20 protein-coding genes are annotated in these 22,417 nt (G+C 75.0%); 11 read left to right on the top strand and 9 right to left on the bottom strand.

The window, feature by feature from the left end; translation table 11 throughout:
• Nucleotides 1-47 precede the first annotated feature (47 nt).
• Nucleotides 48-1,619, top strand: a complete 1,572-nt coding sequence (locus tag ACYVDA_RS08570) for a WS/DGAT/MGAT family O-acyltransferase (RefSeq protein ID WP_460817222.1) — start codon at nucleotides 48-50, stop codon at nucleotides 1,617-1,619.
• Nucleotides 1,620-1,654: 35 nt separating this feature from the next.
• On the opposite strand, the gene ACYVDA_RS08565 is transcribed toward ACYVDA_RS08570, so the two are convergent.
• A complete protein-coding gene (locus ACYVDA_RS08565) occupies nucleotides 1,655-1,948 on the bottom strand; it encodes a virulence factor (protein ID WP_460817220.1) in 294 nt (97 codons plus the stop codon).
• A gap of 187 nt (nucleotides 1,949-2,135) precedes the next feature.
• Between ACYVDA_RS08565 and ACYVDA_RS08560 the strand changes: the two genes are divergently transcribed.
• A complete protein-coding gene (locus ACYVDA_RS08560; RefSeq protein WP_460817218.1) occupies nucleotides 2,136-2,372 on the top strand; it encodes a hypothetical protein in 237 nt (78 codons plus the stop codon).
• 108 nt (nucleotides 2,373-2,480) lie between these two features.
• On the opposite strand, the gene ACYVDA_RS08555 is transcribed toward ACYVDA_RS08560, so the two are convergent.
• Nucleotides 2,481-3,779, bottom strand: a complete 1,299-nt coding sequence (locus ACYVDA_RS08555) for a DUF2235 domain-containing protein (protein ID WP_460817216.1) — start codon at nucleotides 3,777-3,779, stop codon at nucleotides 2,481-2,483.
• 118 nt (nucleotides 3,780-3,897) lie between these two features.
• Between ACYVDA_RS08555 and ACYVDA_RS08550 the strand changes: the two genes are divergently transcribed.
• Nucleotides 3,898-5,553 (top strand): peptide chain release factor 3, encoded by a 1,656-nt coding sequence (locus ACYVDA_RS08550; protein ID WP_460817214.1) that lies wholly within the window; start codon nucleotides 3,898-3,900, stop codon nucleotides 5,551-5,553.
• A 10-nt stretch (nucleotides 5,554-5,563) separates the two neighbouring features.
• On the opposite strand, the gene ACYVDA_RS08545 is transcribed toward ACYVDA_RS08550, so the two are convergent.
• The 3 genes from ACYVDA_RS08545 to ACYVDA_RS08535 are packed head-to-tail and all read right to left on the bottom strand — an operon-like array spanning nucleotide 5,564 to nucleotide 9,114.
• Nucleotides 5,564-6,967: an outer membrane protein assembly factor BamB family protein gene (locus ACYVDA_RS08545; protein WP_460817212.1), complete on the bottom strand. Its 1,404-nt coding sequence runs from the start codon at nucleotides 6,965-6,967 to the stop codon at nucleotides 5,564-5,566.
• A 20-nt stretch (nucleotides 6,968-6,987) separates the two neighbouring features.
• A complete protein-coding gene (locus ACYVDA_RS08540) occupies nucleotides 6,988-7,860 on the bottom strand; it encodes an oxidoreductase (RefSeq protein WP_460817210.1) in 873 nt (290 codons plus the stop codon).
• Nucleotides 7,861-7,890: 30 nt separating this feature from the next.
• Nucleotides 7,891-9,114: a sensor histidine kinase gene (locus ACYVDA_RS08535; protein WP_460817208.1), complete on the bottom strand. Its 1,224-nt coding sequence runs from the start codon at nucleotides 9,112-9,114 to the stop codon at nucleotides 7,891-7,893.
• Nucleotides 9,115-9,369: 255 nt separating this feature from the next.
• Here ACYVDA_RS08535 and ACYVDA_RS08530 point away from each other — a divergent pair, with 255 nt between their 5' ends.
• The gene (locus ACYVDA_RS08530; protein WP_460817206.1) at nucleotides 9,370-10,839 is read left to right on the top strand and encodes a lytic transglycosylase domain-containing protein; all 1,470 of its coding nucleotides are present in this window, start codon (nucleotides 9,370-9,372) and stop codon (nucleotides 10,837-10,839) included.
• Between the two features lie 33 nt (nucleotides 10,840-10,872).
• Here the strand turns inward: ACYVDA_RS08530 and ACYVDA_RS08525 are convergent, their stop codons facing one another.
• A complete protein-coding gene (locus tag ACYVDA_RS08525) occupies nucleotides 10,873-11,922 on the bottom strand; it encodes a hypothetical protein (protein ID WP_460817205.1) in 1,050 nt (349 codons plus the stop codon).
• Nucleotides 11,923-11,953: 31 nt separating this feature from the next.
• Here ACYVDA_RS08525 and ACYVDA_RS08520 point away from each other — a divergent pair, with 31 nt between their 5' ends.
• From ACYVDA_RS08520 to ACYVDA_RS08505, 4 genes are all read left to right on the top strand, one after another.
• Nucleotides 11,954-12,361, top strand: coding sequence for a (deoxy)nucleoside triphosphate pyrophosphohydrolase (locus ACYVDA_RS08520; protein WP_460817203.1), 408 nt, complete (start codon nucleotides 11,954-11,956; stop codon nucleotides 12,359-12,361).
• Between the two features lie 5 nt (nucleotides 12,362-12,366).
• Nucleotides 12,367-12,627 carry a hypothetical protein gene (locus ACYVDA_RS08515; protein WP_460817200.1) on the top strand — a complete coding sequence of 87 codons (261 nt, stop codon included), beginning with the start codon at nucleotides 12,367-12,369 and terminating at the stop codon, nucleotides 12,625-12,627.
• Between the two features lie 33 nt (nucleotides 12,628-12,660).
• The gene (gene mshB, locus ACYVDA_RS08510) at nucleotides 12,661-13,563 is read left to right on the top strand and encodes an N-acetyl-1-D-myo-inositol-2-amino-2-deoxy-alpha-D-glucopyranoside deacetylase (protein ID WP_460817198.1); all 903 of its coding nucleotides are present in this window, start codon (nucleotides 12,661-12,663) and stop codon (nucleotides 13,561-13,563) included.
• A 138-nt stretch (nucleotides 13,564-13,701) separates the two neighbouring features.
• Nucleotides 13,702-15,393, top strand: a complete 1,692-nt coding sequence (locus ACYVDA_RS08505) for a carboxypeptidase-like regulatory domain-containing protein (RefSeq protein ID WP_460817196.1) — start codon at nucleotides 13,702-13,704, stop codon at nucleotides 15,391-15,393.
• A gap of 19 nt (nucleotides 15,394-15,412) precedes the next feature.
• On the opposite strand, the gene ACYVDA_RS08500 is transcribed toward ACYVDA_RS08505, so the two are convergent.
• Nucleotides 15,413-16,459 carry a GNAT family N-acetyltransferase gene (locus ACYVDA_RS08500; RefSeq protein WP_460817194.1) on the bottom strand — a complete coding sequence of 349 codons (1,047 nt, stop codon included), beginning with the start codon at nucleotides 16,457-16,459 and terminating at the stop codon, nucleotides 15,413-15,415.
• A gap of 60 nt (nucleotides 16,460-16,519) precedes the next feature.
• Between ACYVDA_RS08500 and fdxA the strand changes: the two genes are divergently transcribed.
• Nucleotides 16,520-16,843 carry a ferredoxin gene (gene fdxA, locus ACYVDA_RS08495; RefSeq protein WP_460817191.1) on the top strand — a complete coding sequence of 108 codons (324 nt, stop codon included), beginning with the start codon at nucleotides 16,520-16,522 and terminating at the stop codon, nucleotides 16,841-16,843.
• Nucleotides 16,840-17,964, top strand: a complete 1,125-nt coding sequence (gene dapC / locus ACYVDA_RS08490) for a succinyldiaminopimelate transaminase (protein WP_460817188.1) — start codon at nucleotides 16,840-16,842, stop codon at nucleotides 17,962-17,964. Before fdxA ends, dapC begins: the two co-directional genes overlap by 4 nt.
• 4 nt (nucleotides 17,965-17,968) lie before the next feature.
• Here dapC and ACYVDA_RS08485 read toward each other — a convergent pair whose 3' ends face one another.
• Both ACYVDA_RS08485 and dapD read right to left on the bottom strand, forming a co-directional pair.
• Entirely contained in the window at nucleotides 17,969-18,814 is an 846-nt protein-coding gene (locus tag ACYVDA_RS08485) for a hypothetical protein (protein ID WP_460817186.1), read from the bottom strand.
• An 18-nt stretch (nucleotides 18,815-18,832) separates the two neighbouring features.
• Nucleotides 18,833-19,792 (bottom strand): 2,3,4,5-tetrahydropyridine-2,6-dicarboxylate N-succinyltransferase, encoded by a 960-nt coding sequence (dapD, locus tag ACYVDA_RS08480; RefSeq protein WP_460817184.1) that lies wholly within the window; start codon nucleotides 19,790-19,792, stop codon nucleotides 18,833-18,835.
• Nucleotides 19,793-19,878: 86 nt separating this feature from the next.
• On the opposite strand from dapD, the gene ACYVDA_RS08475 reads away from it, so the two are divergent.
• The gene (locus ACYVDA_RS08475; protein ID WP_460817182.1) at nucleotides 19,879-22,377 is read left to right on the top strand and encodes an excinuclease ABC subunit UvrA; all 2,499 of its coding nucleotides are present in this window, start codon (nucleotides 19,879-19,881) and stop codon (nucleotides 22,375-22,377) included.
• Nucleotides 22,378-22,417: the final 40 nt, after the last annotated feature.

Raw genomic sequence — 22,417 nt, 5'->3', positions numbered from 1 at the left:
CTTCGCGGTCGGCGGACGCATCGGGCTGCGTGGTGCAGGATCGGCCCATGGCCACCAAGCGCAGGGTTCCCCCGCAGGACGCGATGTTCCTGTGGACCGAGACGCCCGAGACGATGATGCACGTGGCGTCGCTGATGCCGTTCACGCCACCGGCCGGTGCCGGACCGACGTACCTGCGCGACGTCCTGGAGGAGGCGCGGCACGAGCCGGTCCGGGCGCCGTGGAACCAGAAGCTGACGCACCCCTTCCTGCTGCGGCACCCGCGGCAGGCGTGGGTCGAGGACGAGAACTTCGACTTCGACTACCACGTGCGGCGCTCCGCGCTGGCCAGCCCGGGCGACGAGCGCGAGCTCGGCATCCTGGTCTCGCGGCTGCACAGCCACCAGCTCGACTTCACCCGGCCGCCGTGGGAGCTGCACGTCATCGAGGGTCTCGAGGGAGGTCGGTTCGCGCTCTACACCAAGGTCCACCACGCCCTGGTGGACGGCTACAGCGCGGTGAAGATGCTGGGGCGCTCGCTCTCGGAGGACCCCGAGAGCAAGGGCAAGTTCTTCTTCAGCCTCGACCCGCCGAAGCGCTCCAAGCCCCCGAAGGAGTCCGCGTCGCTGGTCCGCGCCGTGAGCGGCACCGTGACCGGGGCGGCCAAGGGTGCGCTCGGCGCGGCGGGTTCCGCGGCCGGCGTGGCCAAGGCCGTCGTCAAGCTCGAGACCAGCCGCGGGCAGGAGCACGAGAACCTCAAGGGCGGCTGGAGCGCGCCCGACTCGATCTTCAACCAGCGCACCAGCCGCACCCGTCGCTTCGCCACCCAGCAGTTCGCCACCTCCCGCTTCAAGGACGTCGCGAAGGCGTCGGGCGGGACCCTGAACGACGTGGTGATGGCGGTCTGCGGCGGTGGGCTCCGCACCTACCTCGAGGAGCTCGGCGAGCTGCCGGCGAAGCCCCTGGTGGCCTTCGTGCCGGTCAACATCCGTGACGACGGGGACGAGGGTGGCGGCAACAAGGTCGCCGTGCTGATGGCCTCGATGGGCACCCACGCGGAGGACCCGGTGGAGCGGTTGGAGGCGGTGATGGACTCGACGAGCCAGGCGAAGGACCAGATGGCCGGCCTGGGTCAGCTGCCCGCCCTGGCGTACTCGGGGTACCTGCTGGCGCCCAGCGTCGCCCAGACGCTGTCCGCGATCGCCGGCGTCAAGAACCCGCTGCCGACCACCTTCAACCTGGTGCTCTCCAACGTGCCCGGGCCGCGGAAGACGCTGTACCTGCACGGCTCGCGCCTGGAGGCGGTCTACCCGGTGTCGATCCCGGCGCACGGGATGGCGCTGAACATCACCCTGGAGACGTACGCCGACACCATGAACTTCGGCTTCATCGGTGACCGGGAGGCCGTGCCGCACCTGCAGCGGCTGGCCGTCCACACCGGCGAGGCGCTGGTCGCGCTCGAGCGTGCCCTCGGGCTCCCCTCCGGTGCCGAGGACACGGCGAAGAAGACCCCGGCCAAGAAGACCACCGCGAAGAAGGCCCCGGCCAAGAAGACCGCGGCCGGGAAGGCCCCGGGGAAGGCCACCGCGAAGAAGACCGCGGCCGGGAAGACCCCGGCCGGGAACGACTCCACCGGCTGACGTCGGCCGGGCCGGGCACCAGCGGCGGGCAGCGGCTAGCGGCCGAGCCCGTCGAGGTACCCGGCCACCCGGTCGGCGGGCCACTCCGCCTCGAGCTCGGCGAGGACGCGGTCGAGCACCTCGGCCGGCGTACCCGTGGCGGCGGTCCAGGGGGACCGGCCCCAGCCGGCGAGGTAGTCGTCGGCGCCCGTGTCACCGAGTCGCATCGCCGCCTCGTCGATCGCCTCCTGGAACCTCGGTGGGAGCTGGGCCTTGACCGCCTCGTCGCCCGCCCGGGCCGCGACCATCGAGGGAAGCTCGCGCCACAGGGTCACCTGGTACTCCGCCATGCGCCGGAGCCTACGTCCGACGACGTCCGCCCGTGACCGGTCGGCGCCGAAAGCCTTCGACCACGGGTGGTGCGGCCACGTAGCCTGGCGCTCTCGCCCCACCCCTGGGGCGGACGGGCCACGGCAGGTTCCGACCCTGTGTGGCGACCGTGATCCGTGAACAGTGGTTCGACCACATCGGCAGGGGTTGGCTGACGGACCCGACCACCTCGTCGGGTCCGTCAGGGCGTCCTGCGCTGCGCCGGGCGCCGGGCCCGGCGGACCGTCCCGGCTGGGTGTCGTCGGCGCCGTGGTGCTGCTGGTGGGGCTCGTGGCGGTCCTCTCCGCGCGTCCCGCGCTGGTGAGGCTGGGGCCGAGGCTCTGGTGGTGGTCGCTGCTGACCTCGGGTGCGGCTCTCGCGGCCGTCGTGGCGTTCCTGGTCTAGCCCCTGAGCGAGGTCGTACCTCACCCCACGGCCGGTGGGAGGCGCCGTCGGGGCGTGCGGCACCGGGGGCTGCAGCGCCCCCGGGGAGGTCGAAGGCACCCACCAGCCTCAGGTCCGCGCCTGCCGGCGGCGGCGCACGGCGGCGGGGGTGGGGGGCAGGGAGCCCTCGGGCAGCCGCGGCGCAGGTTCGTACGCCGTGGGGTCGGACGGGTCGCGGTGGCGGTCGACGTACGCCGACACGTTGCTGGGGCGGTAGCCGTGGGAGGCGTCCTCGCAGGCCGTCGAGGCCATCACGACCGGGACCCGGAGGTCGCGACCGCCCGGGTCGAGCGGGGGAGCGGGCTCGAGGTCGCGGCGGCCGTCGGGGAGGAACACCCCGGAGCGCACGCCCGGGTGCCGCCACGAGGCGAGGTCGCCGCGCAGCTGCTCGCGGGCGTTGATCGCGGAGTAGAGCCCCTTGGGCTGGAGCGAGTCGTGCACGCAGGCCTCGCTGCGACTGCCCAGGTACGTCGACAGGTCGTCCTCCTCGAAGACCAGCCCGGCCGCGCGCGCCTCGTCGCTCATCCAGCGCAGCGTCGAGTTCGACAGGCCCTGCTCGGGGTAGCCACCGCCGACGTCGGAGTGCGCCCCGGCGAACCACACCTGCTTGACCCGTGGCCGGCCGCCGGTGCCCGAGCCCACCTGCAGGTCGACCTCGTCGGTGGGGACGGCCCACAGGCACGGCTCGAAGACCCGCCGACGCTCGTCGATGGCCAGCGCCTGGCGGGCCAGCTCCACGCCGCGACCCAGCGTGATGTCGTGGAACTGGTGCCCGGTGCGCAGCATCCCGGGCACCCCCAGCGCGCCGACGGTGTCGAAGACGCCGAGGAAGCGGATCGTCGTGGTCTCCGCCGGGTGGCAGTGCTCGGCCCGGAACGCCGCGATCGTCTCCTTGCGGCGGGCGAGCTGCTCCGGGGTCTCCTGCGCGGGCCGGAGCCGGTAGAGGTCGAGGGCCTGGCGCAGGACGCCGTCGCGGATCATGCCGGCCCGGGTGAGCAGCCCGATCGAGCCGACCAGGCCCGCGACCGAGCGCGCGGTGTAGGCGCCCCGGCTGAAGCCGAACACGAAGACCTCGTCGCCGGGGGCGTAGTTCAGCGCGAGGAACCGGTAGGCGTTGCGGACGTTGTTGAACAGGCCCAGCCCGAAGGCGCCGCCGAGGATCCGGTCGGCGGCGTACCCCACGCCCACGCCGGCGACGTACTCCACCACCTGCTGCACGCCGTCGGGGCAGGGCCGGTCGGTCTGCACCGTCCGTGCGATCTTCTCGATGTTGGTGACCACGTCGGCGTCGGGCTTGTTCCAGGTCCCGTCGCAGCACAGGACGATGCGCTTGCGGGTGGGCGGGACGACCTGCCCCTCGTCGGCCATGGGCGCATGATGCGACGCCGGCGCCGCTGGGGCAAGGGGCGTCGGTCCCTCCGGCGTAGACTCGGGCGGTCGCCCGCGCCACCGCCGGGCGTCTGCCCAGCCCCGCAGGACGATCACCGTGAGCAGCACGACCAGCCCCGCCAGCCCCGCCTCGAGCACCTCCCACCACCGGGTGGAGGAGGTCGCGCGCGAGGCCGACCGTCGTCGCACCTTCGCCGTGATCAGCCACCCCGACGCGGGCAAGTCGACGCTGACCGAGGCGCTGGCGCTGCACGCGCGGGCGATCACCGAGGCCGGCGCGGTCCACGGCAAGGCCGGGCGGCACGCCACGGTCTCGGACTGGATGGACATGGAGAAGGCCCGCGGGATCTCGATCACCTCCGCGGCGCTGCAGTTCCCCTTCGGCGACCACGTCGTCAACCTCGTGGACACCCCCGGCCACTCCGACTTCTCCGAGGACACCTACCGCGTGCTCTCGGCCGTCGACGCCGCGGTGATGCTGGTCGACGCGGCCAAGGGGCTGGAGCCCCAGACGCTCAAGCTGTTCCGGGTCTGCAAGGCCCGCGGCATCCCGGTGATCACCGTCATCAACAAGTGGGACCGCCCCGGCCTGGACCCGCTGGCGCTGATGGAGGAGATCCAGGAGCAGATCGGGCTGGTCCCGACGCCCCTGACCTGGCCGGTCGGCATCGCGGGCGACTTCCGCGGCGTGCTCGAGCGCTCGACCGGGGAGTACGTCGCCTACACCCGCACCGCCGGCGGGGCGACCCGCGCGCCCGAGGAGCGGATGGGCCCCGACGCCGCCCTGGCCCGCGAGGGCGACGTCTGGACGGCCAGCACCGAGGAGTCCGAGCTGCTCAGCGCCGACGGCGCCGACCACGACCAGTCGCTGTTCCTGTCCGGCTTCACGACGCCGGTGCTGTTCGCCTCCGCGATCCTCAACTTCGGCGTCGCGATGCTGCTCCAGACCCTGGTCGACCTCGCGCCCCCGGCCTCGCCCTTCCACCACGGCGCGGCGGACCCGCAGGACCCCGACGGGCGTCCCGCCCAGGTGCGCGAGGTGACCGCGCCGTTCAGCGCCTTCGTCTTCAAGGTCCAGGCCGGCATGGACACCAACCACCGCGACCGCCTCGCCTTCGCCCGGGTCTGCTCGGGGGTGTTCGAGCGCGGCATGGTCGTGACCCACGCCCAGAGCGGCCGGCCGTTCGCCACGAAGTACGCCCAGAGCGTCTTCGGCCGCGACCGCGAGGTCGTCGACACCGCCTGGCCCGGCGACATCATCGGCCTGGTCAACGCCAACGCCCTGACCGTCGGCGACACGATCTTCGTCGACGAGCCGGTGCAGTACCCCCCGATCGCGACCTTCGCCCCCGAGCACTTCGCGATCGCGACGGCGGTGGACCGGGGCCGCTTCAAGCAGTTCCAGCGCGGCATCGACCAGCTCGACAGCGAGGGCGTCGTGCAGGTGCTCCGCTCGGACCTGCGCGGCAACCAGTCACCGGTGCTCGCGGCCGTGGGCCCGATGCAGTTCGAGGTCGTCCAGGCCCGGATGGAGTCGGAGTTCGGCGCCGCGATCCGGCTCGAGCGGCTGGGCTACACCGAGGCGCGCCGCACCGACGCCGCCTCGGCCCCGACCTGGCGTGACGTGCGCGGGGTGGAGATCCTCGAGCGCCGCGACGGCACCCTGCTGCTGCTCGCCCCCGACAAGTGGCGCATCCGGGTGATGGAGCGCGACCACCCCGAGCTGATGCTGGAGACCCTGCTCGCGGGGTGACCCGAGGGGGCTACTCGCCGCGGAACGCCGTGACGCCGTCGGTCGAGCCGACGAAGACCCAGTCGCCGGAGACGACCGAGGACGGGAAGTTCGGCATCCGGCCGGCGTGCTGTCGGCTGACCTCGCGGCCCGAGGACAGCGACAGCACCACCAGGTCGCCGGTCTCGCGGTCGGCCACGTAGACCCGCCTCCCCGCGACCACCGGCGCGGTGAAGAGGCCCTTGGCGGTCCAAGCCCAGCTCAGGCCGTCGCGGCGCACCCGGAGCAGGCGGATCGCGTCGGGGCCGTGGCAGCCCATCACCACCGAGGACCCCACGACCGCCGAGCCGCCGAAGGCCCGGCAGCCGTCGAGCTGGGCCACCTCGGAGCCGATGCCGCCGAAGGGGGTCTTGAGCAGGTAGACGGTGCCCCGCTTGCCGGCGATCACCACGCGCTGCCGCGCGGGCACCGGCACCGGCGAGCTCGACCCGAGGTCGAGGTCCTTGACGTTGTCGTCCTTCCACGACGACGGCGCGAAGACCGAGCGGCGCCGCATGCTCGCCGCGTCCAGCTCGATCACCGAGTCGCTCCCGTCCCACCGACCCTTCAGCTCGGCGCCGTTGCCGCTGGCCACGAGGACCGTGCCCGCGGGGGTGCCCATCCCGTCGGGGGAGGCGACGGCCCCCGGGGTGGCCCACATCCCGGCCTCGCGCGCGGTCGGCACGGCGTAGCTCGTGGTGGCGCCCCGGCCGTCGGTCGGGACCGAGGCGGCGTACCCCACGTAGTCGTCGCAGTCACCGGCCAGCCCGCCGAACACCGTGACGACGCGACCCTGCGTGACCAGCAGGGCTCCGCGCTGCTGCTCGGCGAGCCGGTTGCGGTCCGGCTGGGTGTCCAGGCTCCGGTGCCAGTCCTTGCGACCGTCGGTCGGGTCCAGGGACCACAGCGTGTGCGCGCCACCCTCGGTCTCGGCGGCGACGAACAGCCGCCGGGTCGCCGGGTCGTACGCCGGGGTGCCGGTCACCCCGAGCGGGTCGATGTTGCCGCAGGGCAGACCGGCCCGGGGCTGCGGCGTCCCGAGGTCGGTGCGCCACCGCTGCCGGCCGGTGCGGGCGTCCAGGCCGTAGACCTGGTTCTCCTCCGTGGCCACCACCAGCGTGTCGCCCAGCACCAGCGGCTGGCCGTAGACCGCCCCCTCCAGGTCGGCCCGCCAGCCCACCTTCAGCGCGCCCCGCGGTCCCGCCGCGACCCGGCCCGCGCGGTCGGCGGTGTGCTGGTAGGTCGGCCAGTCGACCAGCGAGGTCCGTGAGGTGTACGGCGTGGCGTCCGGCCCCGGCGGCGGGTCGGAGCGCCCGGACGCGCCGAGGCCGCACCCGGCCAGCGCGACGGCGGCCAGGATCCCGCCCGCCAGGGCGGACCGGGCCGGTCGTCGCACGCGCGGGACCCCGGTCCGGCTCAGGCCGCCGGACCCTCGAGCAGGGCCAGGTCGTCGGCGTCCAGCGCGACGTCGGCGACGGCCATGTTCTGCTCCAGGTGGGCCACGCGGGAGGTGCCGGGGATGAGCAGGACGTTCTCGCGGTGGGCGAGCAGCCACGCGAGGCCGACCTGGGCGGGGGAGACCCCGTGGCGCTCGGCGATGCTGCGCACGCGGGCGTCGTCGGTGACCTTGGGCATGCCCGGGAAGGCCGACCCGAGCGGGAAGAACGGCACGTAGGCCACGCCGCGCTCGGCGCACAGCTCGAGCACCTCGTCGTCGTGACGGTCGAGCAGGCTGAACGGGTTCTGCACGCAGACCACGTCGGCCAGGTCCAGGGCGGTGCGCACGGCGTCGACGCCGGCGTTGGAGATCCCGACCCCGGCGATCTTGCCCTCCTCGCGCAGGGCCACCATCGCGGCCAGCTGGTCCTCCAGCGGCACGACCTGGGCGGGGTCCTCGACGTGACCCTCGTCCATCAGCCGCAGGTTGACCGCCCCCAGCCGCTCGACGCCGAGGCTGCGCAGGTTGTCCTCGACGGAGGCGCGCAGCTCCTCGGGACGCTGCGCGGGGAGCCAGTCGCCCTGCTCGTTGCGGCGGGCCCCGACCTTGGACACCAGCACCAGGTCGTCGGCGTACGGGTGGAGGGCCTCGCGGATCAGCTCGTTGGCGACGTCGGGGCCGTAGAACTGCGCGGTGTCGACGTGGTCGACGCCGAGCTCGACGGCGCGACGCAGGACGGCGAGCGCCTCGTCACGGTCCCGCGGCGGGCCCATCACGCCGGGGCCGGGCAGCTGCATGGCGCCGAACCCGACGCGGTGCACGGACAGGGAGCCGAGGGTGAAGGTGCTCATGCCCGCAGGCTAGTCCGGGCGGGCCAGGGCTCAGGCCCGCGGGACCTCGAACCACACCTCGGTGCCGCTCCCGGGGACGGGCTCGATGCCGGCCCGGCCGCCGTGCGCCTTGACGATGCGGGCGACGGTGGCCAGCCCGATGCCGTGTCCCTCGATCTCACTGCCGGTGCGGCTGAACAGCGAGAAGGCGTCCACCCGCCGGTCGTCGGGGATGCCGACCCCGTTGTCGCGCACCGAGATCCGCCAGCTCGGGCCGGCCCGGCGCGCGCTGATCCGGACCCACGCGGGCACGTCGGGGCGGGCGAACTTCACCGAGTTGGTGACCAGGTTCTGCAGCACGGAGTACATGTCGTCGGGGTCGGCCAGCACCGTGGGCAGGTCGCGGTGCTCGACGATCGCCCCGGCCGGCTGCAGCAGGGGAGCCGAGTCGAGCAGCAGCTGCTCGACGACCTCGCCGAGGTCGACCCGCGTACGCCGGGTCGGGTCGGCCCCGACCTCCATGTTCTGGTCGAGCATCCGGATCATCCGGTCCGCCGCCCGCACCGCGCGCCCCAGCAGCGTGGTGACCGAGTCGTCGGGGTGCCCCGACAGCTCCTCCTCCAGCAGCTCGACGCTGGCGATCACCGAGCTGAGCGGCACCCGCAGGTCGTGGCTGAGCTCGGCCGCCAGCTGGGCGACGACCTCGGCCGCCATCCGGGCCCCCTCGGCGTGGGGCTCCCGGCTCGGGGCGGCGGCGGTCTCCTCGCCCGGGTCGCGGGGCACCGACGGGATCTCGCGCCCCAGCAGCCGCAGCTCCAGGCGCTGGGACGCGCCGAGGGCCAGGGCGCGCAGGGACCGGCGCTGCAGCGGGCTCAGGCCGCGGGGGCGGACGTCGACCACGCACAGGCGCCCCACGATGTCGCCGTCGGGCGCCGTGAGCGGCTCCGAGGCGTAGAAGCGGGCGCGGCCGAACGGGCCGCCCTCGCCCGCCAGCCGGGAGAAGCGCTCGTCCTGCGCCGCGTCCTCGATCACGAACAGCCCGTCGTGCCCGCGGGCGGCGTGGCAGAAGGAGGCCTCGACCGGCGTCGTGAACGGTGCCGTGCCGGTCGCCACCGGCACCACCAGCTCCGGACCGGCGTACAGCGTGATCCCCGCGACCGGGACGTCGCACCACGCGGCCGCGAGCTCGACCAGCTCGCCGAACTCGTCCTCGGGGCGCGCGAGCACCCGGACCACGGCCTCGTGGTCGGCGTGCTGCCTGGCACCGGTCGACATGTGTCCACGCACCCCCTGCGTCCCCCCGCGACGTGGGCGGCGCCCGGAGAGGTACCAAAGTACGGTCGATCGGGGCACAAGTGAAGATCTCGACGTCCTGGGATGTGGACCGGTGGACTCGCACCTGTCTAGTCGAGTGGCCGGAGTTTGGTCCGACTTGTCCGACTTCGCCCCACGGGTTGCCCCGATGCCACAGACTGGTTCTCGGTTGGGGCGACCGCCTCGGCGAGCACGACGGAAGGCTGTCCCGGGATCATGAGGCGCACGAGGTTCGCGATCGCACTGGGGGTGCCGGGACTCGCCGTCCTGGCGGCCCTGGGAACGACCCCGCAGCCCGGTCTGGCCGAGACCGCCGAACGCTCTCCCGCGGCGCGCGCGAGCGCGCCGACCACCGTGCCCGTGCCGTCGGTCGCGGCCGGCTCGATGGCCCAGCCGGTCGTGGTGCCCCGCTCGGCGACCACCGCCACGCGGGGGATCGACGTGGCCTTCTCCGCCTCGGGCGTCACCGCGGGCCACGCGACCCTGCTCGACGTGCCGGCCTTCGTCGCCTCGGCGTACGCCACGGCCGCGGCCAGCGCCCCCGCCTCCTGCCACATCGGCGTGCCCCTGCTGGCCGCCATCGGCCAGGTGGAGTCCGGCAACCTCGCCGGCCACCGCCTCGACGCCCGTCACCGCGCCGTGCCCGCCGTGGTCGGGCCCCGCCTGGACGGGCACGCCTTCGCCGCGGTCCCCGACACCGACAACGGCGCCCTCGACGGGGACCGCAGGTGGGACCGGGCGGTCGGCCCGATGCAGTTCCTGCCCTCCACCTGGCGCACGGTCGGTGTCGACATGGACCGCGACGGCGTCCGGGACCCGCAGGACATCGACGACGCCGCCGGTGCCGCCATGGTCTACCTGTGCTCCGGCGGTCGCGACCTGTCCACCCCGGCCGGCGTCCGGTCGGCCGTGCTGTCCTACAACCACTCCGAGGACTACCTGGCCCAGGTGCTCGCCTGGCGCGACCTCTTCGCCAGCTCGACCACCGGCTCGGCCGGCAGCTTCGGCTCCTGGGCCGTCCCGGGCACCACCCGTCCCGCCAGCGCCCCGGCCCGCCCGGGCAAGCCCGCCCACGCGGTGAAGGTCCCGACGAAGGCCGTCACCGGGCCGGCGTCAGGCCCCGTCCCGCACACCCCGTCCACCGGCTCGCCCGCCACCACCGGCGGCCCGTCGACCCCCTCGACCCCCTCCGGCCCGTCGAGTCCGTCCACCGCGCCGACCGGCACGACTCCCACCGGCACCCCGACGAGCACCCCGACGAGCCCGACGACCGGCCCGACGACGGGCCCGACGACGGGTCCGACCGCAGGGGGGACGCCCGGCGGCACCACGCCCTCGACGGGCCCCGGCCACCAGCCCTCGGGGACGCCGACGCCCACCCCCAAGCCCACGCCGAAGCCGACGCCGACCCCCACGCCGACCCCCACGACCGGGCCGGTCGACACCACGACCGCGACCGGGCCGCTGCCCAGCTGCCCGGTGCCCTCGGCGACGGACCCCAGCGTCCTCCTCGACGTGCTCACCGGTCTGCCGACCGTCATCGACCTCACCAGGGCCGTCCCGGTGGACGCGACGACCTCGCCCGTGCCCACGGTCACCGACCTGGACCACCCCACCGCGTGCACCCCGGTCATCGACCCGGCGACCGGCCTGCCCGCCACGCACCCGCTGACCCCGGCCAGCTGACGGCGCGCACCTCCCCACCCCGGGGAGCCGCGCTCACCAGGGGCGGTGCCACCGCCGGTCGAACCACGCCCGCGGCACGCTGAACACCCAGCGGCTGCCGGGGTGCTCGGTCAGCGACCACAGCCGGTCGGTCTCGGGCCAGTACGTGAGGTCCTCGGGCCCGGGAGGCAGGGTCCGTCGGCGCGGTCGCAGCGAGCCGGGCGTGCCCACCTGCATCCGGCCGCGGTGGCGGGCGCCCCGGCTGGTGGTGACGTAGAAGCGACCCCGCGCGACCGCGGCGCCCTGCATGTGGCCGGCCCCGCCGTCGTCCACCCACACCGGCTCGGCCGTCGAGTCGGTGCCGGTGAGGTGGCCGGTGTCCGGGTCGAGGGGGAACCGCACGAGACGGCGGGTCTGCTTCCCCACGGCGTACTCCCCGGCGAGCAGCTGCGGCGGGTCGGCGTCGCGGTCCAGGGACAGGAACGAGTAGCGCATGTCCTCGGTGCCGGGGTCGCTCGAGGCGAGGTAGCGGTGGCGGACGGGCAGCACGTAGCGGTGCCCGAGCACGGCGCTGGTGTCGTCGACGCGCAGCAGGTCCTCGAGCCGGCAGGTGTAGAGGCCGCGCGTGGTGCCGGCGACGTGGAGGTGGTCGGCGTACCAGACCAGGCCGCCGGCGTGGGCCCGCAGCGGCACGGCCGTCACCCGACCGGCCGTGCGCTCCGGGACCACGAGCAGCACGTGGCGGTAGGCGAGCGTGTCGAGGTCGACGACCGTGATCCGGCTGCCCTGGTCGGGGCCGCCCTGCTGGGGTGTGCGCTTGCTGTACCAGCTCACGACGAGCACCCGGCGACCCTCGAGCCCCGCGCGTGCCCCGGCGTCGGCGGAGGTGGTGATGCCCTGGGGGAACCACGTGGGGCTGGCCGCGTCGGCGGCGTCCCAGGTGAAGCCGTCGTCGACGGCGCGGCCCGGGGGACGGGCCGGTCGGGCGCGGCGGTTGAGGTCCTCGAGCACGCCGGCGATGCCGACGCGCGTGCCCAGGCCGGCCACCAGGGCGTCGACGTCCTCGGCGCCACGGTCGCTGCGCTGCAGTCGGATCGGGCTCACCGCTCCACGCTAACGGCCCTAGGCTGAGCCGGTGCGCGAGGTGGTGGCGGTGGCGGTGACGACCCCGGGCCGGGTCCTGGCGGCCCGGCGCAGCGGACCGCCCGCCCTCGCCGGGCGTTGGGAGCTGCCCGGGGGCAAGGTCGACCCGGGGGAGACGCCGGACGCCGCGGCCGTGCGCGAGGTCGCCGAGGAGCTCGGCTGCCGCGTCGAGGTGACCGGGCGGCTCGAGGGCCGGTCGGTGGTGGGGGAGGACCTCGTGCTGGTGGCGGTCACCGCACGCCTGGTCTCCGGCGACCCGGTCCCGCACGAGCACGGGGCCGTGCGCTGGCTGCGGGCCGACCAGCTCGACGAGGTCGACTGGGTCGGGGCCGACCGGGTCTTCCTGCCCGAGCTGTGCGGGCTGCTGGGTGGGCGACCGGTGGGGGAGCTCCTCCGGTGAGGGGCGTGTTCTTCACCGAGGAGGACGCCGCGACCGCGGTGGCCCGGTTGCGGCGCGACGGCTTCGACGCGGCGTACGAGCGTCAGGCCTTCGCCGGCGAGGACGACGACGAGGACCACCCGTGGGTCGTGGTCACCGACGCTCCCGAGGTGATGCTCGAGCTGCTGGTGGAGCAGCACGACGGCTGGCTGGAGCCCGACCCCGGGCCGCCGCCCACGGCACCGTTCACCCTGCCGTCCGCACCGAAGCGCCGCCACCGACCCTGACGGGCCGACGGGGCCGCGCCCTAGGGTTGGGGCATGGACAAGCGACTCCTCCTCGTGCACGCCCACCCCGACGACGAGAGCATCGGCCAGGGCGCGACGATGGCGCGCTACGTCGCCGAGGGCGTGGGCGTCACCCTGGTCACCTGCACCGGCGGCGAGATGGGCGAGATCCTGGTCCCCGAGCTCGAGCACATGGCCGCGGACCGTGACGACACCCTGGCCGACCAGCGCAAGGTCGAGCTGGCCAACGCGATGAAGGCGCTCGGCGTCACCGACCACCGCTACCTCGGCGGCTTCGGCCGCTACCGCGACTCCGGCATGCAGTGGCACGCCGACGGCCACGCGGTCGCGGCCGACGACGTCCCGGCCAACGCCTTCTGGCTCGCCGACCTCACCGAGGCGGCCGGCCACCTGGTCGAGGTGATCCGCGAGGTCCGTCCGCAGGTCCTGGTCACCTACGACGAGTTCGGCGGCTACGGCCACCCCGACCACATCCAGGCCCACCGCGTCGCGACGTACGCCGCCTCGCTCGCGGCCGTGCCGTCGTTCCGCCCCGAGCTGGGCGGCGCCCACGACATCGCCAAGATCTACTGGGGGGCGATGTCGGCCAGCAAGGTGCGCGACGGGCTGCGCCACCTGCGCGACGCCGGGGACACCACGACCTTCGAGGGGATGGACCCCGACCACCTGCCGGCCTTCATGGTCGAGGACGAGCACCTGACCGCGGCCGTGGCCGCCGAGGACTACCAGCACGCCAAGATGGAGGCGCTGCGGGCCCACCGCACGCAGATCGCGGTCGACGGCCCGGTCTTCGCGCTGTCGAACAACCAGGGCAACGAGATCTGGGGCACGGAGTACTACCGGATCGCCAAGGGCACCCCCGCCCCCGCGGCCGGCGAGACCCTGGAGGGCGACCTCTTCGCCGGGCTGGGCTAGCCCACCGCCGGGCCGGCCCGGCAAAACGGTCATTTGCCTACGCATGGGGTTCAATCTCCCTACGCTTCTGACGCAGGCCGCTCGATCACCGACGGCGTGCTCAGTCGCGGACCGCTGGTCCGGAGGAAGGACACGGTCATGGCGCGCAGGCGGTCGACGACGACGTGGGGGACGGCCCTGCTCCTCCTGGGCTCGGCCGGGTCCACGGTCCTGCTGGGCGCCGCCGGGTCCGCCGACGCCGCGACCCCCGTGGTCCCACCGGCGGCCTTCGCCAGCTGGGGCACCGACCTCCTGGGCACCGCCGGGGCCTACGTCGCCGACCCGCACCTCGGCGCGTCCGGGTTCCCCGACGCACACGTGGTCAGCGACTCCGACCGCACCGCCAGCGTGCCCACCGGGCTCTCGACCTGGTGGGGGTCCCAGACGCCTCCCGGACGCTACTGGGGCAGCAGCGAGCGCCGCGGGTTCCTGTCCGTGCGGCCGGCCTCCGACGTGCCCGGCACCCCGTCGTCCACGACCCTGACCTTCACCGGCGCCAAGGCGGTCGGTGACGCCGTGGCCCCCACCGTCTCCGCCTCGACCGGCTGGGGCTTCGTGGTCGGCGACGTCGACTCCGAGACCGTCCAGGTGACCGGCGTGCGCGCCGACGGCCAGCCCGCGACCGCCGAGGACCTCGGCTTCGTCAGCGGCTTCAACGCCTGCGCCACCCGCGAGCGGATGCGGTCCTGCCCCACGGTGCCCGGCGCGGCCCCGACCTGGGACCCCACCCAGCTCACCCTGACCGGGTCCGACGCCCCCGGGGACTCCATCGGCGCCGACGCCTGGTTCCTCCCGCGCGCCCGGCTCCAGTCCGTGACGCTGACCTCGACCTGGGCGTCGGGGTCGCCGGTCCTCCAGACCTGGGTCGTCGCCCGCACCCACCAGCTCAGCGGCACCGTGACGGCGGCCAAGGGCAGCACGTGCGACCTGACCAAGGCCAAGGTGCTGCTGGTCGACCCCGACGGCCACCAGGTCGGCGACGCCGTGCCGGTCAGCGAGAAGGGCGCCTGGTCCTTCGGCCAGACCCTCGCCTCGGACGACCTCCGGGCGCGGATCGACGACAGCGGCGTGCCCGGCTGCCAGGCCACGAGCCAGGTCCTGGCGCCGGTGAAGCTGGCCCTGGGCGACGCCCGGGCCGCCTTCACCCTCGCCCAGACCCAGGGCCAGGACGTCACCGGCAGCGTCAGGGACGACGAGAACCTCCCGGTCAAGGGAGCCAAGGTGACGCTGAGCGTCGGCTCGATCGTGCGCTCGGCGACCACCGGTGCCGACGGCACCTACCTGCTCGACAAGATGCCCCCCAACGTCAGCACCGAGGCCTACGGGATCGCGCTGACGCCGCCGGCCGGACTCGTCCGCGTCGGCACGCTCCCGGCCGTCCTCGCGCTGTCCGGCCAGCAGCTCGCGCCCCTGGACTTCGTCGTCGAGGGCACCCGCCTCGGCTCGCCGTCGGGTGACGGCACCGCGACGCCCGCCCCGGGCTCGACGGGCTCCTCCGGCGGCAGCGGGTCCGGCGGCACCGGTGGCTCGACCACCGGCGGCACCTCGCCGGTCTCCACCTCCTCGGGGTCGACCACGACCTCCACCGCGGGCGGCTACACCTCGACCGGCGGCTCGACCGCGGGCACCTACTCCGCGGCCGGCGCCTACACCTCGGCCACCACCTCCCCGACCACCTCGTCCCTGCCGGGCACCGGCGGCCCCGAGCGCGGTCTGCTCCCCGCCGGGGTGGCGCTGCTGCTCGCCGGTGCCGGGACCGTGGTCGTCAACCGACGCCGGGCGCGCGCCTGACCCCACCGCGGGGCGGGGCTCAGGGGACGGGGCGTCCCGGCGCGGCGAGGTAGTCGTAGCGGTGGTGCACCTCGAACCCCAGGCCCTCGTACGTCGACCGGGCGTCGGTGTTGCCCACCACGACCTGCAGGTGGGCCGTGGTGGCACCCCGCTCGGCGGCCCGGTCGAGGAGCTCGGCCAGGACCAGCCCGCCCAGGCCGGTCCGACGTCGCCCGGGCGCGGTCCACAGGCACGAGACCCCGACCCAGTCACCGTCGAGGCTGGCGCGCCCACGGGCCAGCACCGGGGAGGCTGCCCCGTCGCGCACGGTGACGAGGTCGACGTCGCCGCCCTCGAGCACCCGCACGGCGTCGGCGCCGTACCGGTCGGCCCGCTCGTCGGTGGCCAGCCAGCCGGCGTCGACCGTGGTCGCGTGCCCGACGTGCGGGCTCTCCGCGGCACCGGCCCGGTCCCGCAGCGCGCGCAGCACCCGCGGCACCGGCGCGAGCAGCAGCAGCGTCTCCTCGTACGCCGACCAGCCGGCCGCCGCGAACGCCTCCAGCACCGCGGGCTCGGCGTGCTCGCCCCCCAGCACGTGGGCCCGGGGCAGCAGCCCGCGCGCGGCGTACCAGCCCTCGACCCGGCCGACCGCCCCCTCCGGCGGCATCCCGGGATCGCCCAGCGCCAGGACCGAGTTGGCGCGCGAGGAGAACCCGCCGGCCGCGCGCAGCAGCCAGTCGCCGTCGGGGGTCAGCGGCTCGACCTCGGTCGGGGGCCAGCCCCGGGCCGCGCGCCGATCGGCGTCGGCGGGGGAGAGGTGCCGGTGACGGGAGGGCCGGGGCGGCACCGGCTTGCCCGAGACGATGTCCGCGGCGTCGATCTCGACCAGCTCGCCGTCCTCGCGCCGGACGGTCACCAGGACCCGCGTCCCGTCGGCGGACGGCCCCCAGGACTCGCAGGTCCCGAGCACGTCGGTCATCGCGGGGCCCCCGCTCGGACCCGTCTCGCCGGGCACCCGTCGGCGTACCACCACCCGGACGCCCACGACGTGCGGTCCCAGATGGGCGGGCGTCCGTCCGGCGGCCATCCGGGGATACTAGGCTGGTGGCCGTCCGCATCGGACCATGACTCTCCTAGGAGGATCCAGGTGACCTACGTCATCGCTCAGCCCTGTGTCGACCTCAAGGACCGCGCGTGCGTCGACGAGTGCCCCGTCGACTGCATCTACGAGGGCAAGCGGATGCTCTACATCCACCCCGACGAGTGCGTCGACTGCGGCGCCTGCGAGCCGGTGTGCCCCGTCGAGGCCATCTACTACGAGGACGACACCCCGGCCGAGTGGAAGGACTACTACGAGGCCAACGTGCACTTCTTCGACGACCTGGGCTCGCCCGGCGGCGCGGCGAAGATGGGCGAGATCGACAAGGACCACGCGCTGATCGCGGCGCTGCCTCCCCAGAACCAGGAGTGACCCCTCCTCCCGCCGGCCCGCTGGGTCGTGCGAGCGTCTCGAGCCGGCTCCCGGACTTCCCCTGGGACCGGCTCGTGCCGTACGCCGAGCGGGCGCGCGCGCACGCCGACGGCATCGTCGACCTCTCCATCGGCACCCCGGTCGACCCCACGCCGGAGGTCGTGCAGCGGGCGCTGGCCGAGGCGGCCGACTCCCCGGGCTACCCGACCACCCTCGGGCTGGTCGCCACGCGCCAGGCGTGCCTGGACTGGCTCGAGCAGTCCCACGGCGTCACCGGGCTCGGCCTGGACGGCGTGCTGCCGGTGGTCGGGTCCAAGGAGCTGATCGCCCAGCTGCCGCTGCACCTCGGCGTGGGCCCCGGTGACCTCGTGGTCCTGCCCGAGGTCGCCTACCCGACGTACGAGGTCGGCGCGGCCCTGGTCGGGGCGGACACCCTGGCCACCGACTCGCTGACCGCGATCGGGCCGCGCACGCCGGCGGTCTTGTGGCTGAACTCCCCCTCGAACCCCACCGGGCGGGTGCTCCCGCCGGACCACCTGCGCAAGGTCGTGGCGTGGTGCCGCGAGCGCGGGGTCCTGCTGGTCAGCGACGAGTGCTACCTGGAGTGCGCCTGGGAGGCGGAGCCGGTCTCGGTGCTGCACCCGGACGTCTGCGGGGGCTCCCCCGAGGGGATCCTGGTGGTCCACTCCCTGTCCAAGCGCTCCAACCTGGCCGGCTACCGCTGCGCCTTCGTGGCCGGCGACCCGCGCGTCGTCGGCGAGCTGCTCGCCGTGCGCAAGAACCTCGGGCTGATGATGCCCGGGCCGCAGCAGGTCGCGATGGCGGCCGCGCTGCGCGACACCGACCACGCCCGCGAGCAGCACGCCCGCTACGCCGCCCGGCGCACGCTCCTGCGGGGAGCGCTGGAGTCGGCCGGCTTCGCCGTCGAGCACTCCGAGGCCTCGCTCTACCTGTGGTCGACCCGTGACGAGGACTGCTGGGACAGCGTCGCGTGGCTGGCCGAGCGGGGCGTCCTGGTCGCGCCGGGTGCGTTCTACGGCCACGCCGGGCGCCGGCACGTGCGGGTGGCCTTCACCGCCACCGACGAGCGCGTGGCGGCCGCGGTCGACCGCCTGTCCTGACGGCTCAGCCCAGGGAGACGCGCACCCGGTCCACCGGCGCGCGCCCGGCCCCGGCGGGCCGCCAGCCCTGCTCCGAGGGGGTGCCGGTCTGCCAGCGGCGGCCGTGGAACCCCACGGTGCGCACGTGCAGGCTGCCCGCGTGGGCCAGGAGGTACTGCGCCACCGCCCAGCCCTGCCGTCGCCCCGCCTCGCCGCGCCCGACCACGACGTCGAGGTCCTGGCGGGCGCCCGGGACGACGGTGGGCGAGCCGAAGGCGGCCGCCAGGTCGGAGGCGACCGCCGCCCGGGTGCCGCGCTCCTGCGACTCGCGCACCACGCAGGTGAAGTGGCCGCCGGGGGAGAATCCGGTGAGGACCGAGGCCAGCGTGCGGGCGTCCTGGGCGTGGGCCTGGTAGGCCTCGGGGAAGCCCGAGCGCTGCACCCGCTGGGCGGCCTCGGTGATCCGCATGTCGCGGTAGTTCGGGACCTTGGCCAGGCCGTCGTAGAACGCGTTGGTCGCGTGGTAGGGGTCGCGGACCTGTGCGGTCGTGCCCCAGCCCTGCGAGGGACGCTGCTGGAAGAGGCCCAGGCTGTCGCGGTCGCCGTGGGTCAGGTTGCGGATCTTGCTCTCCTGGTAGGCCGTGGCCAGGGCGATCGAGACCGCGCGCGCCGGCAGACCACGGCGTACGCCGAGGGCGGCGATCAGGGTCGCGTACCTCGCCTGCTCGGGGTCGAGGTCGACCCGGTGCCCGGCCAGGGTGGCGCTGCAGCCCTCGGGGTCGGGCAGCGGCCCGGCGCCGCGCCAGGTCGCCACCCCGACGGCGGCGACCACCGCGAGGACGACCAGGAAGACCAGGGTGCGCAGGCGCATGGGTGGGGGAGCCGGGGACTAGTTCTTGTGCAGGACGGCGTTCAGCGCGATGCCGCCGCCGGCCCAGGCGGTGGCCTCGACGGCACCGGTCACCGAGTTGCGCCGGAACAGCACGTGGTCGGCGCCCGAGAGCTCGGCGGCCTTGACGACCGTCGACTCCTCGCCGTCGCGCACCGTCACCTTGGTGCCGGCGGTGACGTAGCAGCCGGCCTCCACGACGCAGTCGTCCCCGAGCGAGATCCCGATGCCGGAGTTGGCGCCCAGCAGGCAGCGCTCGCCGACGGAGACGACCTGCTTGCCGCCGCCCGACAGCGTCCCCATGATCGAGGCGCCGCCGCCCACGTCGGACCCGTCGCCCACGACCACGCCCGCGCTGATCCGGCCCTCGACCATGGAGGCGCCCAGCGTGCCGGCGTTGAAGTTCACGAAGCCCTCGTGCATCACGGTCGTGCCATCGGCCAGGTGGGCGCCCAGGCGCACCCGGTCGGCGTCGGCGATGCGCACCCCGGTGGGCAGCACGTAGTCGGTCATGCGGGGGAACTTGTCGACCCCGAAGACCTGCACCGGGCCGCGCCCGCGCAGCGCGAGCCGCACCTGCTCGAAGTCCGCGACCGCGCACGGACCCGCGCTGGTCCACACGACGTTGGCGAGCAGGCCGAACAGCCCGTCGAGGTTCACGCCGTGGGGCCGCACGAGCCGGTGGCTGAGCAGGTGCAGCCGCAGGTAGGCGTCGTGGGCGTCGCCGGGAGCGGCGTCGAGGTCGGCGGTGACCGTCACGACCTCGGTGCGCACGCGGCGGGCGGCGTCCTTCCCGGCGAGCGAGCTGAGTCCCTCCGGGACCTCCGCGCCGGAGCCCGGCTCGCCCAGTGCGGGGGCCGGGAACCAGGTGTCCAGGACGCTGCCGTCCCGGGTCAGGGTGGCCAGGCCGTGACCCCACGCGGTGCGGGGGGAGGAGGTCGGGTCGGGAGTCGCTGACATGCGCGTCAGGCTACCGGGGTCGGCTGAGGGGTTCCTGACCGAGACCCGGGTGTCGGCGCGGACGGCGGGACGGGTAGGCAGGTGGGGTGACCCACGCGCCGCAGGACCCGCACGACCCCCTCGTCCGCGTCCGAGGGGCGAGTGAGCACAACCTGCGCCACGTCGACGTCGACCTGCCCCGGGACGCCCTGGTCGCGTTCACCGGCGTCTCGGGGTCGGGCAAGTCCTCGCTCGCGTTCGGGACCCTGTACGCCGAGGCGCAGCGCCGCTACTTCGAGTCGGTCGCGCCGTACGCCCGGCGGCTGCTGCAGCAGGTCGGCGCGCCCCACGTCCAGGAGATCACCGGCCTCCCGCCGGCGGTGGCGCTCCAGCAGCGTCGCGGCGCCCCCAGCTCGCGCTCGACGGTGGGCACCCTGACCACGCTGTCCAACCTGCTGCGGATGCTGTTCTCCCGGGCCGGCACCTACCCGCCGGGGGCCGCCCACCTCGCGGCCGAGGCGTTCTCGCCCAACACCGCGGCCGGCGCCTGCCCGCGCTGCCACGGGCTCGGCGTGGTCCACGACGTGGCCGAGGACCTGCTCGTCCCCGACCCCGCGCTGACCATCCGCGAGGGTGCGGTCGCCTCCTGGCCCGGGGCCTGGCAGGGCGCCAACCTGCGCCGGATCGTGCACGCGCTGGGCATCGACGTCGACACCCCCTTCGAGCGGCTGCCGCGCGAGCAGCGCGACTTCGTCCTCTACTCCGAGGAGCAGCCCTCGGTGCTGATCACGCGGCGCGGCGACGTCGACGACTCGGTCGGGCGCGACTACCAGGGCCAGTTCTGGAGCGCGCGCCGCAACGTCCTGCACGTCCTGGCCGACTCCTCCAGCCAGCGGATGCGCGAGCGGGCGATGCGCTTCGTGCGCAGCGGCGCGTGCCCCGAGTGCCACGGGGCGGGCCTGCGCCCCGAGGCGCTGGCGGTCACGGTGCTGGGGCGCACGATCGCCGAGCTCAACGCCCTGACCTTCGCCGACCTCGCCGAGGTGCTGCGTCCCGTGGCGGCGTCCGCCGGGGCCACCGAGGTCGCGGTGCGGCTGTGCGCCGACCTGGTCGCGCGCATCGAGGTGCTGCTCGACCTCGGGCTGGGCTACCTCGGCCTGGGCCGCAGCTCGACCACGCTCTCGCCCGGGGAGGCCCAGCGCCTGCGGATCGCCACCCAGCTGCGCTCGGGCCTGTTCGGGGTGGTCTACGTCCTCGACGAGCCCTCCGCCGGGCTGCACCCGGCCGACGCCGAGCCCCTGCTCGAGGTGCTGGACCGGCTCAAGGCGGCCGGCAACTCGCTCTTCGTGGTCGAGCACGACCTGGACGTCGTACGCCGTGCGGACTGGGTGGTCGACCTCGGCCCCGGCGCCGGCGAGGGCGGCGGACGGGTGCTCTACAGCGGACCCGTCGCGGGGCTGGAGCAGGTGGAGGAGTCGGTGACCGGCGCCCACCTGTTCGGCCGGGTGGAGCCGCTCGTGCACGACCCGCGGGAGCCGCAGGGCTGGCTGCGCCTGAGCGGCGTCACCCGCCACAACCTCACCGACGTCTCGGCCGAGTTCGGTCTCGGCGTGCTCACCGCCGTGACGGGGGTGTCGGGGTCGGGCAAGTCCACCCTGGTCACCCAGGTCCTCGCCGAGGTCGTACGCCGGCACCTCGGCCAGCCGCGCGACCCCGAGGACCAGCCCGGCGACGACCAGCCCGGCCACGAGCCGGCGGCCGCGCCCGACGTGGACACCGTGCACGCCGAGGGCCTGGATGCCGTCGACCGCCTCGTGCTGGTCGACCAGCGCCCGATCGGACGCACCCCGCGGTCCAACCTGGCCACCTACACCGGCCTCTTCGACGGCGTGCGCCGCCTGTTCGCCGCGACCGACGAGGCCCGGGCCCGCGGCTACGGCGCCGGCCGGTTCTCCTTCAACGTCGCCGAGGGTCGGTGCGACACCTGCCAGGGGGAGGGGTTCGTCGCGGTGGAGCTGCTCTTCCTGCCGGGCACCTACGCGCCGTGCCCGACCTGTCACGGCGCGCGCTACGACGCCGAGACCCTCGAGGTCACCTACCGCGGCCACGACGTGGCGCAGGTGCTGGGGATGACCGTCGACGAGGCGGCCGTGTTCCTGGCCGACGTGCCGGCCGTGTCGCGCAGCCTGGAGACGCTGAGCGACGTCGGCCTGGGTTACCTGCGCCTGGGGCAGCCGGCCACCGAGCTCAGCGGTGGCGAGGCCCAGCGGATCAAGCTGGCCACCGAGCTGCAGCGGGCCCGGCGCGGGCACGCCCTCTACCTCCTCGACGAACCCACGGCCGGGTTGCACCCGGCCGACATCGCGCTGCTGCTGCGCCAGCTCCACCGGCTGGTCGACGCGGGGAACACCGTCGTCCTGGTCGAGCACGACCTCGACACGATCGCCACCGCCGACCGGGTCGTCGACCTGGGTCCCGGCGGCGGCGACGCGGGTGGCCGGGTGGTCGCCACGGGCACCCCCGCGGAGGTCGCCGCAGCCGGGGTCGGCGCCACCGCGGCGTACCTCGCCCGGCGTCTGGAGCGCGGCGCCCGGGACCGGGGCTGACGCCAACCTTTGTCCAACCGTGCCTGCCTAGCGTGAGCCC

It is taken from the genome of Nocardioides korecus, from assembly GCF_054778395.1.
This window is presented reverse-complemented; position numbering and strand designations above follow the sequence as displayed.